The sequence below is a fragment of the Sphingobium sp. CFD-1 genome (assembly GCF_024611115.1).
Classification (GTDB): domain Bacteria; phylum Pseudomonadota; class Alphaproteobacteria; order Sphingomonadales; family Sphingomonadaceae; genus Sphingobium; species Sphingobium baderi_A.
The window spans coordinates 387,997-403,603 of the sequence record NZ_CP084398.1; the positions used below are offsets into that span (position 1 = coordinate 387,997).

A 15,607-nucleotide genomic window follows, 5' to 3' on the forward strand; every position below is an offset into this window, starting at 1 on the left:
AGTCGGGATTGGCGGAGCGTTCGCTTTCCCCCAAAACCATGCGCCAGCACACTCCATCATCCGCCTTTCCGAAAAGGCGCTGCATTTTCTTGCGGGCGCGTTAACCAAATATTGGCATAAGGCTTGCTCTAATGATCCCCGCTAGCAAAGGGGATTGTTCACAGTGTCGGCATTCGCGGACATCACGGTAACGGGGGCTTCGGCCGGCAATCGCGTCACCAACGCGATCGCCATGGCCAGCCGCAGGACGGGCGTCGATTTCGGCTACCTGCTGGGGCAGGCGAAGATCGAAAGCAGCCTCAATCCCAATGCGCGCGCGTCGACGTCGTCCGCGCGGGGCCTTTATCAATTCATCGACCAGAGCTGGCTCGCCGTCATCGACAAGCATGGCAGCGAATATGGGCTTGGCTGGGCCGCCGATGCGGTCAGCCGGGGTAGCAATGGCCGCTATTATGTGTCGGACCCGAATTTGCGGCAGCAGATACTGGATCTGCGGAGCCACCCGGAGACGGCTTCGGTCATGGCGGCGGAACATGCCGCGGACAACAAAGCCTATCTGGAGCAGCGGCTGGGCCGTGAAGCGCAGCCGGTCGACCTCTATCTCGCGCACTTCCTGGGCGTGGGCGGGGCCGCCAAGTTCCTGTCCACGCATGATCGCGCGCCGCAGGCGACGGCGGCTTCGCTGTTCCCGGCGGCGGCGCGGGCCAATCGGTCGATCTTCTACGACAGGCAGGGCCATGCCCGCAGCTTCGCCGAGATTCGCGACCGTTTCGCGGGCAAGCTGCAAAAAGGCATGGATTCGATCGGCGGCGATGTCCGCTATGCCGATGCCTCCGCGTCCCTGCCCGCCAATGCCAAGACCATTCAGCCCGCCGATTATGTGCGGATCGAAACCCAGCGCCTTGCCAGCGCGGCGGACGTCACCGTGACGCCCCAGCCGCAGACGGCGCGCCTCGCCTATCTCATGCTCGCCACCCTCGGAAGGTAACGGCTTCTCATGACTCCTGCCCAAGTCAAAGCGAAGATCTGGACGAACGCCGCCAAGGGGGCGGTGCTGCCCCTTGCGACATTGATGGTCGTGCTGTTCATGATGGTGCCCGTGCCGGCGGTGATGCTGGACATCGGGTTCATCACCAACATCATGATTTCGCTGGCGGTGCTGATGGTGGCGCTCAACGCCGCCAAGCCGCTGGATTTTTCGAGCTTCCCGACGGTGCTGCTGTTCGCGACGCTGCTGCGGCTGGCGCTGAACGTCGCGTCGACGCGCGTGGTGCTGGTGCAGGGGCATGAAGGATCGGACGCGGCGGGGCATGTGATCGAAGCCTTTGGCCATTTCCTGATCGGCGGCGATTATGTCGTCGGCATCTTCGTCTTTGCGATTCTGATGATCATCAACCTCGTCGTCATCACCAAGGGCGCGGGGCGCGTGTCGGAAGTGTCGGCGCGCTTCACCCTCGACGCCTTGCCGGGCAAGCAGATGGCGATCGACGCGGACCTGAACGCGGGCCTGCTGACGCCGGAAGAAGCCAAGGTGCGCCGCCGCGAAGTCGCGACGGAAGCGGATTTCTACGGCTCCATGGACGGCGCCAGCAAGTTCGTGAAGGGCGATGCGGTCGCGGGCATACTGATCCTGGCCATCAACATCGTGGGCGGCATCATATTGGGCGTGGTAAGCCATGGCCTGTCGATGGGCGAGGCCGCGCAGACCTATATCGTGCTGGCCATCGGCGATGCGCTGGTGGCGCAGGTGCCCGCGCTGCTGCTGTCCATCGCGGCGGCGGCCATCGTCACCCGCGTCGGCAGCGAGCAGGACCTGGGCGGCCAGATCACCAGCCAGTTCGGTTCGGGTCGCGCCTGGGTGCCGGTCGCGGCGATCCTGGCTTTCCTGGGCGTGCTGCCGGGGATGCCGCACTTCATCATCCTGACCGCCGCCGCCGTGGCGGGAGGGATCGCATGGCAGCTCCGCAAGGCAGGCCAGCGCAAGGCGGCGGAACCCGCCCCCGCGCCGCCGCCCGCCAATCCGGCGCTGATCGAATGGGATGACGTGTCGGACGGCGCGATATTGGGGCTGGAGATCGGCTATGGCCTGATTTCGCTGGTCGATGAGCGCAAGGGCGCGCCTTTGATGGCGCGGATCACGGGCATCCGGCGGCAATTGTCCAAGGAACTGGGCTTTGTCGTGCCGATGGTGCGGGTGAAGGACAATCTGTCGCTGGAACCCAATCAATATCGCATCACCATCGCGGGCGTGGTCGTGGGCGAGGATGAGATCTGGCCGGAGGATCTGCTGGCGCTGGACAGCGGCGCGCTGGAAGGCACGGTTTCGGGGCGCGAGACGAAAGATCCCACTTTCGGGCTGGAAGCGGTGTGGATTTCGCCCGCCAGGCGCAGCGAAGCGGTGATTGCAGGCTATACCGTGGTCGATCCGCCGACGGTGGTGGCGACCCATCTCAACCAGCTTATCGCCATGAATGCGAGCGAGATGTTCGGGCTGGACGAAGCGCGCAAGCTGCTCGACAACCTCAAGGACGCCGCGCCGCAACTGGTCGATGGGCTGACGCCGGGACTGCTCAGCCTCACGCAGATTTCCGCGCTGTGCCGGGCGCTGCTGTCCGAAGGGATCGCGCTCAAGGACTTCCGCCGCATCTGCGAGGCGATGGTCGACGCCGCGCGGCCCGACATGTCGCACGAACAGCTTGTCGAAGCGGTGCGGCAGCGGATCGGCGCGCTCATCATCCAGGGCCTTGTGCCGGTGAAGATGCCGCTGCCCGTCATCACGCTGGACGGCGATCTGGAGGCGCTGCTGGCGCAGGCGATGCGGGTGGCGGGCGACGCCAAGCATCCCATCGAGCCTGCGCTCGCCAACCGCATCATCGAAGCGGTGGTGCAGGCGGCGCGGCCCCTGCTGGGGCAGGCGCGCAACTTCGCCATCGTGACGTCGCCGATCGCGCGGCGGGCGCTGGCGCGGCTGTTCAAGCCGCATCTGCCGGAAACGCCGGTGCTGTCCTTCCTGGAAATTCCCGACGGCAAGGGGGTCGAGGTCGTCGCCGTGGTCGGCGGCGAGCAGCGGCCCATTCCGCGCCATGATCCCGCACCCGCGCGCGAGCGGGTCGCTTGAGGAGACTTGATCCATGTATATGAGCAAAGTCGCCGCCGGATCGGACGTCCATACCTACGGACGGCGGGGAACCGTCAATTCGCCCGAGCAACTGGCGCGGCAATATATGCCGCTGGTCCGCAAGATCGCCTGGCATGTCCATGGCCGCGTATCGAGCGCCATCGAGATCGAGGACTTGCTCCAGATCGGCATGGTCGCGCTGGTCGAGGCGGCCAATGGCTTCGAGGATCGCGGACTGGGTTTCGCCTCCTATGCCCAGATGCGCGTGCGGGGGGCGATGATCGACCATTTGCGGCGGCAGGCGACGCTTTGCCGGTCCGCCATGGCGCGGCGCAAGGAACTGGCGGGCGTCCGGCGCAAGCTGGAGCAGCGGCTGGGCCGGATGCCGACCGAAGCGGAAATGTCCGACGAGATGGGGCTGGACGCGGCGGCCTATCGCGAGATGGCTGACGGGGCCGAGATGGTCCAGCATATGAGCATGGACGAGGTCTATTCCGATCAGTCCATGTGGTTCGCCGATGTCGAGGACCGCGCCGACGATGTGATGGAGCGGGAGTCGCTGAAGGCGGCCATGGCGCAACATATCGGAGAACTGCCGCAGCGCGAGGCGCTGGTGCTGCAACTTTATTTCGTCGAGGAACTCAATCTGGAGGAAATCGGGCAGGTGCTGGACATCGGCGCGGCCCGCGTGTGCCAGATCAAGAAAGCGGCGCTGGACAAGCTCCGCGAGAAGTTGAGGGATTGGGATTAGAAAATCTGATCCTGCGATAGCGGGTTTCGGCCGTTTTCGCACGACCCACCTCCGTTCGGGCTGAGCTTGTCGAAGGGCGAACGGAGATGGGGATAGCAGACCGTCCGCCTCCCACCCCTAACCGTCGTTCGCTGGCCAGGTCGGCGTGATGGTCTTTCCATTGACCGAGAGGCGATAGCGCAGCGGGCGATAGCTTTGCGTGCGCCACCAGGGTTCGGGCACTTGGAACAGGCCATGTTCGTCGGCCCAGCGGCCCAATCCCTTGCGCGCCGTGATGGCGGCGAGGACAGGGGCGAGGAGCAGTCCCGCGACCACCGGCGTCACCCAACCCAGCGGCGTATCGCCCCGCACGGCCAGCAATGTGAGGCCAAGGCCCAGCAGAATATGCCATTTGAACAGCCAGACGGCGCCGATAAGCGCCATGCCGTCGCGGTCGCGGGTCTGGCCGTTCCAGCTGCTCTTGCGGCCCATCAATATGCCGAAAAGGTTGATCGTCTGGGTCAACATGCTGACCGGCGCCATCAGGATCGACAGGATGATGTCGGCCAGCACGCCCCGGCTCATCCGCGCCGCGCCGCCGAAACCGATGCGGTGGGCCGGGTCTGCCAGCGCCCAGATCATCGACAGCAGCTTGGGACCGAACAGCAGCACCGCCGTCAGCGCCAGCAGCCCGCCCGAGGGCAATACGGCGCTGGCCGGCCACAGGCCCGCGACCGCGCCGCCCAGCACGACCAGGATCAGCGCAAGCCATAAGGGCGAAGTGCAATAGGCCGAAGCGCCGACCAGCAACTGGAAGCGGCTGACCGGATGCAGCCCCTTGATCTTCGCGATCAGGGGGACGTGCTGGATGTTGCCCTGGCACCAGCGCCGGTCGCGCGTGGCGAGATCCGGGAGGGAGGGCGGGAATTCTTCGAAACTGTCGTCGGCCGTCACCATGTGCACGTCCCAGCTACGCCGTCGCAGCAAGGCAGCCTCGATCATGTCATGGCTCATGATATGGCCGCCGAAGGGGGCGCGGCCCGGCAGTTCGGGCAGGCCGCAGCTTTGCGCGAAGGCGCGCACGCGCAATATGGCGTTGTGGCCCCAGAACATGCCTTCGGACCCCGCCCACCAGATCATGCCGGCGGCGGAGATCGGGCCGAACAGGCGGCTGGCGAATTGCTGCCAGCGGGCGAAGAGCGTGGATGCGCCCACCACCGTCGGCACGGTCTGGATCAGGCCGAGATAAGGGTGGCGTTCCATGTCCGACGCCAGCCGCGCCATGGTCTGCCCGCTCATGACGCTGTCGGCGTCCAGCACGATCATATAGTCATAGCCACCGCCGAAACGCTGCACCCATTCGGCGATATTGCCGGGTTTGCGCCCGATATTGAGCGCGCGGCGGCGATAATGCACGGCGCGGGAAAAGCTGTGGCGGATCGCCTGATAGGCTTCCCGTTCGATCTCGCCATTTTCGGCATTGGAATCGCTGAGGATGAAAAATTCGAAGCGTTCGCCGCCCATCACCTGCGTCAGGGACCGCTCCATGATGGAAAGGCGGCCCAGCACGCCCAGGAAATCCTCGTTGCAGACCGGCAGCAATATGGCCGTCTGGCCGCGCAGCGGATCGCCAGGGCGCAGGGCGCGAGGCTGGACGCCGCGGCCGCGCCCGATGGTCAGCAACAGGAAGCCGATGAAGCTGGTCGCGAAGCCGAAGGCGATCCAGGCGAAGAGGGGAATGAACAGCGCGAGATAGATGCCTTCCCAAAGGGAAATGCCGTCGAGGCCGATGGAAAGGCGCATTTCATGCGCGGCCATGGACGCCGGGAGGACAGCGAGCAGCACCACCAGAAGCCGCCGCGCCCACAGGTCGATATTGCGCGCGCGCACCGGCACATCGTCCGGGGCAGAGGAAAAATCCTGCACCGGCATGGCAAGCGGCATTTCGGCGGGAACCTGTTCGAATGCCCGCGTCACGGATGCGTCTTGCGATTGTTCATGCAGCGGCCTTATGCCGTCCGTGCCCTTCATTCCAGACCCGTATCCATTTGTTCCGCACGCTCAACCCTTCGCGCAAGCCAAGGGTTCCGATCATGCGCCCAGCGGATAATGCACATATTCGCTGATGGCGCGATTGCCGGAGCGGAGCTGGACCCGAATATCCGTCGTCCCGCCGCCCTGACGCGCCACATCCAGCACGACACGGAAGAGATTACGTTGACCAAGCACCGGATAACCGGCCTTTTTGAGAAGCGCGCCATGCGCCACATCGGCCCAGATTTCGGGTTTTGCCTCTGTCACATCCGCGAAGTCGATGACCAGCCGGCCCTGACCCGCCTGATCGCCGCGCCCGCGCCAGACATCCTTGACCCATGCCGTCGCGGCGGATGCGGGCCTTTGCGCCGCCGACCAGTCGAGCCGATAACTGGCGTCGATCCGCCTGCCGGGGCGGACGGAGGCGGAAGGGGTCCAGTAGGCGGCGATATTGTCGGTATATTCGCTGTCGGTGGGAAAGGCATAGAGGCGCACCTCGCCCGGCCCCAGCCGCTTCGACGGGGTGGCCCAGAGCGAGGGGCGGCGGTCGTAGAATACGCCGTCGTCCTGATAATGACTGAAATCGCGGTCGCGCTGTAGCAGGCCGAAACCGGCTGGATCACGCTCGGCAAAGACATCGACGCGCGGTGCGGCAGGGTTGGTGAGGGGGCGGCAATGCGCCGTGCCGTTCGCGCTGGCGATGGCGAGCATGTCGCTATCGTGGATTTCCGGCCGCCAGTCGGTGCCCTGCGTCCGGTTCGCCTGATCGTACCAGAACATGCTGGTCATCGGCATCAGGCCCAGTTCCTCGATGGGCCTGCGGGGGAAGAGGGCGGCGGTCACGTCCTGCCGGACGCCCTGCGGCCCAAGCTGGCTGACGAAGCGGAACGCGCCGGTGATCGATGCGCCGTCCAGCAGCGCGTGGACGGTGACGCTGTCCGCGCTGGTGCGTTCCAGCCAGAAATGGGTGAAGCGGGGAAATTCCTCTTTCCCCGCAATGCTGGTGTTGATCGCCACGGCGCGGGCGGACAGGCCGAACTGCTTTTGCGGGCTGGGGGCACGAAAATAGCTGGCGCCCAGGAAGGAGAGCCAGTCCCCGTCCCGCGCCGCGTTCATGATGCGAAAACCCGCAAAGCCCGCATCGGGGCCAAGCGCGGCCACGGCATTGCCCGGCGGCGTGTCGAACATGGAGGGATCATAGCGCAGCGGCGTCGTGCGGCCATTTTCCACGATAGCGATGGAGACTGGCTGGGCGGCGTTGGCGCTCAGGGGAAAGAAACGGATGCCGGTATGGCCGGGAAGATCGCCCCAGAGCGTGCGCTCCTCGCGGAAGCGGGCCTGATGCAGGGCGTCGTAATCGACCTTCGCCGCTCCGGTATGAAGGGGCGTTTCCTGAAAGGGCGCGCGGGCCAGCCGCTGGGCCATGGCGACCAGCGCATCCCAGGAAAAGGCTTCACCCTTGCTCTGGGCCATAAGCGGACGAGGGAGGAGGAGGGCGGCGCTGGAGGCGGCGATCATCGCGCGCCGGTCGATCATGGTCATGGCCCCATCATGGGAAGGACGGCGCGCTTTGCAAGCCATGGCCCGCGCAAATGCGATGAAGCCTCCGTCCGGGGGGACGGAGGCTTCGGAAAGCTGGTCTTTGATCGAAAGGTGTCGCCTCCGGCACGGTGGGGACTGTTGATGTGCCGGAGGCTCCATGTCCGGTGAGGCGACCAGACCTCACCGTGCATTCTTATGCAAGCGGATTACTGGATCAGCTTCAGGACGTTCTGCTGGCTCTGATTGGCCTGCGCCAGCATCGCGGTCGAAGCCTGGCTCAGGATCTGCGCCTTGGCGAGCGAGGTCGTTTCCGTCGAGAAGTCGGCGTCTTCGATCCGGCTGCGAGCGTCGGTCAGGTTGGTGACGTTCGCGGTCAGATTGTTGATCGTCGATTCCAGGCGGTTCTGCACGGCACCGAGATTGGCGCGGGTCGTGTCGACAACCTTCAGAGCGGCATCGAACGCCTGCAGTGCCGTATCAGCATCGAACGCCGCGTCCGTGACATCCACCGCAGCATAGGGATCGCCGGCGGCGGCGGGAGCAAAATCCACGATTCCGACGATGCCGTCTGTTGCATCGGTCATGTCCGCCATGTTGATCGAGATCGCATCCGACGCGCTTGCGCCGGCCTGGATCGAGACGGTTGAGCTGAAATCCGCATCTGCTCCGTTGAAGAGCGGGATGCCGTTGAATTTCGTATTGTTGATGGTCGATGCGATCTGAGTGCTGAGCTGCTCGATTTCCGTCTGGATGTTCTTCTTCGAGGTTGCATCGTTGGTGCCGTTGGACGCCTGAACGGTCAGTTCGCGCATCCGCTGCAGCATGTTGCTGACTTCGCCCAGCGCGCCTTCCGCCGTCTGCGCCAGCGAGATGCCGTCATTGGCGTTGCGGATGCCCTGGGTCATGCCGCGGATCTGGGCGGTCATCGTCGAAGCGATGGCGAGGCCGGCGGCGTCGTCCTTCGCGCTGTTGATGCGCTTGCCGGTGGACAGGCGTTCCATCGCGGTGCTGAGCGCCTTGCTCGACTGGGCCGAAGCGTTGGTGGCGCGCAGGGCCGAAGAATTGGTTCCGATAACAGTCATGGTGTTCCCTTTCGTTTAACATCAGGTCGCTGCCATCAGGCTGCTTGCGGCCTCGAAAGGGGATAACGGCGGCGCGAAAAAAGCTTTTAGGGGCAGATGCGATTTTTTCGAAAATAACTGAAAAAACCGCCTCTTACGCGCGCGTCCATATAAGAAGCGCGGCAAATTCCCTTGCCGGGGCGGAAAAAAATTGCCGGTCGGCGGCAAGGGGCAGGCAGAGTTAACCATATGATAACCATGCAAGGCGCAAAAAGACCCTATCGAAAGGGGGCTGAAAAGTGCGGGGGCACCAGACAGCCGAAATGATGGGGAATGTGCATGTCGTCTCTCGACGTGAGCCAAAGGGTCTGCGCGCTGGTTCCAGGGTTGCAGCATTGGCTTGAAAATGCCTTTTTCGCCGTGCGTGCGGTGGATGCCGCCGCGCCGCGCGACCGGGATGACCGGCGCGTGCTGCTGGCGAGCGAGATCGCCCATGCGACCCATCGCGATATCCTCATCAACCTGATCGATGGCGCGCCTTCGCTGGTGCCCGCCGCCAATGGCCTGCCCGCCCGCGTGGCTTTCGGCCTGGAGGATATGGGTTTCGCCTTCGCGCTGATCGCGGAACTGGCGCGGCCCGATGTCATCCCGGCGGTCGGCGACAGCGCCAGCGCCCGGCTGATGACGCTGGCAGGGCGGGTCGCGCGCAGCGACGCCACCGTGCTCATTCAAGGCGACACCGGCACCGGCAAGGAAGGCATGGCGCGCTTCCTTCACGCCCAGTCGGGCCGTATTTCGCGGGACTTCATCGCGGTCAATTGCGCCGCTTTGCCCGAAACCATGATGGAAGCGATGCTGTTCGGCCACAAGAAGGGCAGCTTCACCGGCGCGGCCAATGCGTCCGAAGGGCTGTTCCTGGCGGCGGACGGCGGCACGCTGTTCCTCGACGAGATCGCCGAACTGCCGCTGGCGCTTCAGGCGAAGCTGCTGCGCGCGTTGCAGGAGGGCGAAGTCCTTCCCGTCGGCGCGACCCATCCGGTGCCCGTCAATGTCCGCGTGATCGCCGCGTGCAACCGCAATCTGGCCGACGAATGCGCCGCCGGACGGTTCCGTGAAGACCTTTACTGGCGTTTGAACGTCATGCCGCTGGAATTGCGTCCGCTGGCCGAGCGTCCCGGCGACATCGCCGCCATCGCCGCCGCCATGCTGCTGCGTCATCAGGATCTGGCGAAGGACGCCTTTGTCTGGCCGACTCCGCAAGCGCTGGCGAAGCTGGAGGATCATGCCTGGCCGGGCAATGCCCGCGAACTGGGCAATGTGCTCCAGCGCGCGCTGGTGTTGCGCGACGGCGCGCGGATCGACGCCGACGACCTGCATCTGGCCGCCGCGCCGCAGCCGGTTCGCCGTTCCGCGCCGATCCTGGTGCCGGACGAGCCGGTCCGCCTGCGCGACGTGGCGCGCATGTCCAAGCTGGAAGCCATCCGCCTTGCGCTGCGCGAGACAGACGGCCACCGCGCCGCCGCCGCCCGCAAGCTCGGCATTTCGGAACGCACCCTGCGCTATCGGCTGGCCGAGATGCGCGAACTGGCCGCCGCGTAAGGAGTTAGAGGATGAGCAGCATCTCTCCCACTGACAGCGTGATGGCGATCCGCAACGCCATCCTTCAGAAGAACGCCGCGCTGCGCGACGTCGCTTCGACCGGCAATGCCGGCGGCGTGGCCGGAACGGGCGGCGCCGATGCGACGGCGCCCGGCAATTTCACGCAGGCGCTCAAGTCCGCGCTGGATCAGGTCAATGGCCTGCAAAGTCAGGCGGGTGAAGCCGCCGCCGCCTTCGAACGGGGGGAAACGACGGACATCGCCGCCGTCATGCTGGCAAAGCAGCAGGCGTCGGTCAGTTTCGAAGCCACCCTTCAGGTCCGCAACAAATTGCTGTCCGCTTACAAGGACATCATGAGCATGCCGGTGTAATATGAGCGAGAACGCACTTACCCTCGATAGCGGCGCGGCCGCTGCTCCCGCCCTCCCGGCGTCCTCGCTGGGCGGCGGCGCGAAAGGCGTCGATGCGCTGAAGGCGCGCTTCACCGGCTTCATGAAGCAGCCTGCGGTGGCGAAGAGCCTGCCGCTGCTGGGCCTGCTGGGCGTGGTAGCCATGGCGGGTCTTGCCTGGCTGGCGCTGCGCGAACCGCCGCAGCGCGACCTGTTCCGCGCCTTGCCCGATGGGGACAAATCGGCGGTGGCGCAGGTGCTGGACCAGAACGGCGTGCGCTACAGCTTCGACAATGCGGGCGGGATGACCGTCGCGCAGGACGATTATTTCAAGGCGAAGATGATGCTCGCCGCGCAGGGCCTGCCCAAGAGCGCGCCCGACGGCAACAGCATGATCGACAGCCTGCCCATGGGCGCAAGCCGCGCGGTGGAAGGCGAAAAGCTGCGGTCGGCGCGGGAAATGGACCTTGCCCGCACGATCGAGGCGATCGATTCCGTGGAAAGCGCGAAGGTGCATCTGGCGGTCGAGCCGCCCAGCGTGTTCCTGCGCGACCGGGCCAAGCCCACCGCCTCCGTCATGCTGCGTCTGGCGCAGGGACGGACGCTGACCGACCAGCAGGTCAGCGCCATCGTGCATCTGGTCGCATCGTCCATCCCGGAGCTTAATCCGCAGGATATTTCGGTGGTCGATCAAAATGGCCGGTTGCTCAGCAATAATGACGCCAATTCCGCCGACGACCGCCAGCTTGCGGTGCAGGACCGGGTGGAGGATCGCTATCGCCAGTCGGTCGTCGCGCTGCTGACGCCGATCCTGGGCGCGGGCAATTTTTCGACCGAGGTTCATGCCGAACTCAATTTTGCCGAGCGTCAGGCGACGCGGGAAACCTATCCGCAGGATGAGGCGCGCCTTCGCAGCGAGCAGGGAAGTTGGCAGTCCGACCCGCGCGGTCAGGGCAATGGCGAGGCCGGCGGCATCCCGGGCGCGCTCAGCAATCAGGCTCCGGTCAATCCGACCGTGACGCAGACCAATCCCAACGGCCAGGCTGTGCAGCAGGGGCAGACCGGAAATGGCGCGAACGCCGCCGCTCAGCCGGGCACGCCGCCCAATCCGGTCCTGAAGACCGAGGAAACCTTCAACCGCAATTTCGAGCTGGGCCGCGAAGTGTCCGTCACCCGCGACGCGGTGGGCACGGTCAAGCGCCTGTCGGTCGCCGTGGCGCTCGACAATGGCGCGGACGGCAAGCCCCGCAGCGCGCAGGAAATCGCCGCGCTGGAAGCCTTGGTGAAGGGCGCGATCGGTTTCGACCAGAGCCGGGGCGACGTGGTGGCCCTGTCCTCACGCGGTTTCGTCAAGGCGGAAGAGGTGAAGGCTCCCTGGTATGAAGCCGACTGGATGTCGCCGCTGGTCCGCAATGTGTCGGCGCTGCTGGTCGCTCTGCTGCTGATCTTCGGCATCGGCCGCCCGCTGCTCAAGCGCCGGGCCGCCGCGCAGGAGGCCGCCGCCGCTGACGCCGCTGCAAACGGCCAGCGCATCGGCCGCGAGATTTCCGGCGAACTGACGCGCCATGCCGCCGAGCATCCCGGCGAGGGGCAGCCGATCACGCTCGACATGATCTCTTCAGCGCCGGACTATAGCCAGCGCGCCGATCTGATCCGCAATTTCGTGAAGCAGGACCCGGACCGGGCCGCGCTGGTCGTGCGCGACCTGCTGAAGGAGGGGAAGAAGGAAAATGCCTGAGGCCGCTTCCGCAACTCCCGCGGCGCTGAAAGGCAGCGCCGCCGCCGCCGTCCTGCTGATGCTGTTCAACGAGGATGAGGCCGCACAGATCCTCTCGCGGCTGGAGCCCGACGAAGTGCGCCAGCTCGGCAACGCCATGTATGACGTCGCGGATGTCGAGGTGGACGAGGTCAATCAGGCGCTCGACCATTTCGTTTCCAAGGCGAAGAAGCGCACCACCATCGGCTATGGCGCGACCCAGCATATCCGGGGCGCGATGACCAAGGCGCTGGGCGAGGAGCGCGCCGAAACCATATTGGCGCGGATCACGCCGCCGACCCGCTCGACCCAGCTTGAGATGCTGAAATGGATGGATGCGAAGGAGATCGCGTCCCTGATCGAGGCGGAGCATCCGCAGATCATGGCGATTGTGCTTGCCCATCTGGAAGCGCCCGTCGCGGCCGATGTGCTGCAATTGCTGCCGGCGGAATATCAGGAAGAGATCGTCTATCGCATCGCCACGCTGGGACCGGTTTCCAACGAGGCCTTGGACGATCTTGAACAGCTTCTGATGCGCGGCCCGGCGACCAAGAAGCAGGGCGCGGCGTCGCAGCGGGGCGGCACCATCGAAGCGGCCGCGATCATGAACAATGTCCGCAAGGATAATGAGCAGCGCATCATCAAGGCGTTGGCCAAGCGGGACAAGATGATCGCCCAGACCATCGAGGAGGAGATGTTCGTCTTCGACAACCTCATCGACATGGACGACAAGAATCTGGGCACGCTGATGCGGACGGTGGACAGTCAGGTGCTGGTGGTTGCGCTCAAGGGCGCGAACGAGGTGCTGAAGGCGAAGATCTTCGCCTGCATGTCCGCCCGCGCGGCGCAGGCCATCGCCGACGAGATCGAGGAGCGCGGGCCGATCCGCCTGGCCGAAGTCATCGACGCGCAGAAGCTCATCATCGGCACCGCGCGCCGCATGGCCGACGCGGGCACGATCATGCTGGGCGGCAAGGGGAACGACTTTGTCTAATTTCTGGGCGGCCGAGAGCGGCAGCGACATCGCCAGCATCCCCGTCGCGGGCGTAGCGCGGATCGAAAGCAGCGGTTTCCGCAGCCTCTACACCGCGCCGCCGGGCGCGCAGACGCAGGCGATGCGGATGGCGGCCTATGCCGATGCGGAACCGGAAGGCGATCCGCTGGAGCAGGCGCGGATCGAAGCCTTCGCGCAGGGGTTCGATGAAGGCTGCCGCGTGACCGAAGAGGGCATGGCCAGCGATGCGGATGCGCGCAACCGGCTGGCCGAGGCGTTGGAGATGCTGACGCCCGCGCCCAGCGGAACCCTGGCCACGATGCTGTCGGCCACGGTCATCCGGCTCGTCTCGCAGATTGTGGGCGAAGTGGCGATCGACGCGGAACTGCTGCAACAGCGGTGCGAAACCATTGCGGCCTTCATCGACGAGAATGAGGGCAAGAGCGCCCTGCACCTGCACCCCGACGACATGCCGCTGGTCGATGGCGGGCAGGTCGGCGTGAAGCTGGTCGCGGACGCGTCGATGAGCCGGGGCTGCGTGCGGCTCGATACGGCTGACGGCTGGGTCGAGGATGGGCCGGACGTGCGGCTCGCCCGGCTGCGCGCTTTGCTCGACGATATGGAGGGCAAGGCATGATCCGGGCCGCCATCGCCCAGGCGGAGACGCTGTTCGATCATTTGCAGGTGCAGAACCGCCAGCCCCGCCATGTGGGACGGCTGATGAGCCACGATGCCGGTATGCTGGAAGTGACGGGTTTCCGCCGCCCCATCGGCGCGGGCGCGCGGGTGATCGCTTCCGATGGAACGATCGCGCGGGCGGAGGTCGTGGGTTTCCGGGGGGAACGCACGCTGCTGGTGCCGCTCGACAATGGCGCGCCGCTGGAAAATGGTGCGCGGGTCGAACCGGACAGTCAGGCGAACATGGTGCAGGTCGGCGAAGGGCTGATCGGGCGCGTCATCGACGCCATGGGGCAGCCGCTCGACCGCAAGGGACCGATCATCGCGGGCGGAAGCTGGCCGCTGAACGGCGTTCAGGGCAATGTGCTGGATCGCGGGCGCGTGACTGAGCCTTTTGACCTCGGCGTGCGCGCCGTCAATGCGCTGCTGACCGCCGGGCGGGGGCAGCGCATCGCCATCATCGCGGGTTCGGGCGTCGGCAAATCCGTGCTGATGGGCCAGATGATCGCGGGCGCGGAAGCGGATATCGTGATCGCGGGCCTGATCGGCGAGCGTGGACGCGAAGTCAGTGACTTTCTCGAAACCAAGCTCAAGGGCACGATGCACAAGAGCATCGTCGTCGCGGTTCCGGCCGATCATCCGCCGATCCTGCGCCTGCGCGCGGCGGCGCGGGCGACCGCCATCGCCGAATATTTCCGGGCGCGCGGCAAGAAGGTGCTGCTGCTGATCGACAGCCTCACGCGCTGCGCCCATGCCCAGCGGGAAATCGGGCTGGCGCTGGGCGAACCGCCCGCGATGAAGGGCTATCCCCCTTCGGCGCTGGCGCTGATCCCGCGCCTGGTGGAGCGGGCGGGCGTGGATTCGCGCACGGGTGGATCTATTACGGCGCTGTATACGGTGCTGGCCGATGGCGACGACACCGACGATCCCATCGTGGATGCGGCGCGGGCCATTGTGGACGGCCATTTCGTGCTTTCCCGCCATCTGTCGGAGCAGGCGATCTTTCCCGCCATCGACATCGGCAAGTCCCTCTCGCGCGTCATGGCCGATGTGGTGCCGGACGAGCATCGCATGGCGGCGGCGGCCTATCGGCGGCTTTGGGCCGCTTATGAGGAAAATCGCGACCTGATCCTGATGGGCGCCTATCGCCCCGGCAATGATCCGGTGATCGACGAAGCGGTGCAGCGGCGGCAGGAAATCCTGGACTTCATCCAGCAGGACCAGAAAAGCCGCGTCGACCTTTCCACCAGTGCTGACGCGCTGATGGCGGAGTTCGGCGCGTGAAGGGCCTTGTCGCTCGCCGCCAGCGCGTGCTGCGCGTGCGCCATGTGCAACATGCCATGGCGGCGGCGGAGACGGCGCGCGCGCGGGACGAGGCGGAGGGCATCGCCCATAATGCCGAACGCCTGCGCCGAGTGCGGAGCGACCTGTTCCAGGCCGAGGGCGCGGCGAGTGGCGCGTCCTTCGCCGCGATGCAGGAGTTGGCGGGGCGGCTGGAGCAGGCGGGACGCCAGCTTGACGGCGCGCTTTATGATGCGCGGCGCAAGGTGGAGGTGAAAGAGAATCTCAGCCTCGCGGCGAACCGCGACAAGGAAATCGCGACACGATTGAAGGACCGCGCTCGGGCGGACCTGGATGAATGGCGTGAAAGCCGGCTGGCGGCGCTGCCAAGCTATCGCCGGATGCAACGCAGGGGAGATGCGTGA

13 protein-coding genes are annotated in these 15,607 nt (G+C 65.7%); 10 read left to right on the forward strand and 3 right to left on the reverse strand.

Features of this window, described 5'->3' with window-relative positions; translation table 11 throughout:
- Nucleotides 1–163 precede the first annotated feature (163 nt).
- The 3 genes from LDB26_RS01950 to LDB26_RS01960 are packed head-to-tail and all read left to right on the forward strand — an operon-like array spanning nucleotide 164 to nucleotide 3,869.
- Nucleotides 164–988, forward strand: a complete 825-nt coding sequence (locus tag LDB26_RS01950; RefSeq protein WP_062068488.1) for a lytic transglycosylase domain-containing protein — start codon at nucleotides 164–166, stop codon at nucleotides 986–988.
- A gap of 9 nt (nucleotides 989–997) precedes the next feature.
- Nucleotides 998–3,118, forward strand: coding sequence for a flagellar biosynthesis protein FlhA (gene flhA / locus LDB26_RS01955; RefSeq protein ID WP_021244572.1), 2,121 nt, complete (start codon nucleotides 998–1,000; stop codon nucleotides 3,116–3,118).
- 13 nt (nucleotides 3,119–3,131) lie between these two features.
- Nucleotides 3,132–3,869: a FliA/WhiG family RNA polymerase sigma factor gene (locus tag LDB26_RS01960; protein WP_062063383.1), complete on the forward strand. Its 738-nt coding sequence runs from the start codon at nucleotides 3,132–3,134 to the stop codon at nucleotides 3,867–3,869.
- 117 nt (nucleotides 3,870–3,986) lie between these two features.
- On the opposite strand, the gene mdoH is transcribed toward LDB26_RS01960, so the two are convergent.
- The 3 genes from mdoH to LDB26_RS01975 form a co-directional block, all read right to left on the reverse strand.
- On the reverse strand, nucleotides 3,987–5,879 hold the full coding sequence (gene mdoH / locus LDB26_RS01965; RefSeq protein ID WP_062063385.1) for a glucans biosynthesis glucosyltransferase MdoH: 1,893 nt from the start codon (nucleotides 5,877–5,879) through the stop codon (nucleotides 3,987–3,989).
- A gap of 60 nt (nucleotides 5,880–5,939) precedes the next feature.
- Nucleotides 5,940–7,424 (reverse strand): glucan biosynthesis protein, encoded by a 1,485-nt coding sequence (locus tag LDB26_RS01970; protein ID WP_257540066.1) that lies wholly within the window; start codon nucleotides 7,422–7,424, stop codon nucleotides 5,940–5,942.
- A 206-nt stretch (nucleotides 7,425–7,630) separates the two neighbouring features.
- Complete coding sequence (locus LDB26_RS01975; protein ID WP_257540068.1) at nucleotides 7,631–8,506, reverse strand: flagellin; 876 nt, start codon at nucleotides 8,504–8,506, stop codon at nucleotides 7,631–7,633.
- 318 nt (nucleotides 8,507–8,824) lie between these two features.
- On the opposite strand from LDB26_RS01975, the gene LDB26_RS01980 reads away from it, so the two are divergent.
- From LDB26_RS01980 to LDB26_RS02010, 7 genes are read left to right on the forward strand one after another with little or no spacing between them, the layout of a single operon-like run.
- Nucleotides 8,825–10,084 carry a sigma-54-dependent Fis family transcriptional regulator gene (locus LDB26_RS01980; protein ID WP_062068490.1) on the forward strand — a complete coding sequence of 420 codons (1,260 nt, stop codon included), beginning with the start codon at nucleotides 8,825–8,827 and terminating at the stop codon, nucleotides 10,082–10,084.
- A gap of 11 nt (nucleotides 10,085–10,095) precedes the next feature.
- On the forward strand, nucleotides 10,096–10,455 hold the full coding sequence (fliE, locus tag LDB26_RS01985) for a flagellar hook-basal body complex protein FliE (RefSeq protein ID WP_031290899.1): 360 nt from the start codon (nucleotides 10,096–10,098) through the stop codon (nucleotides 10,453–10,455).
- A 1-nt stretch (nucleotide 10,456) separates the two neighbouring features.
- A complete protein-coding gene (gene fliF / locus LDB26_RS01990; RefSeq protein ID WP_062063391.1) occupies nucleotides 10,457–12,211 on the forward strand; it encodes a flagellar basal-body MS-ring/collar protein FliF in 1,755 nt (584 codons plus the stop codon).
- Nucleotides 12,204–13,223 (forward strand): flagellar motor switch protein FliG, encoded by a 1,020-nt coding sequence (gene fliG / locus LDB26_RS01995; protein WP_021244580.1) that lies wholly within the window; start codon nucleotides 12,204–12,206, stop codon nucleotides 13,221–13,223. The genes fliF and fliG overlap by 8 nt, the downstream gene beginning before the upstream one ends.
- Nucleotides 13,216–13,860, forward strand: coding sequence for a FliH/SctL family protein (locus LDB26_RS02000; protein ID WP_257540070.1), 645 nt, complete (start codon nucleotides 13,216–13,218; stop codon nucleotides 13,858–13,860). The genes fliG and LDB26_RS02000 overlap by 8 nt, the downstream gene beginning before the upstream one ends.
- Nucleotides 13,857–15,185 carry a FliI/YscN family ATPase gene (locus tag LDB26_RS02005; protein ID WP_257540072.1) on the forward strand — a complete coding sequence of 443 codons (1,329 nt, stop codon included), beginning with the start codon at nucleotides 13,857–13,859 and terminating at the stop codon, nucleotides 15,183–15,185. Before LDB26_RS02000 ends, LDB26_RS02005 begins: the two co-directional genes overlap by 4 nt.
- Complete coding sequence (locus tag LDB26_RS02010; protein WP_062063395.1) at nucleotides 15,182–15,607, forward strand: hypothetical protein; 426 nt, start codon at nucleotides 15,182–15,184, stop codon at nucleotides 15,605–15,607. Before LDB26_RS02005 ends, LDB26_RS02010 begins: the two co-directional genes overlap by 4 nt.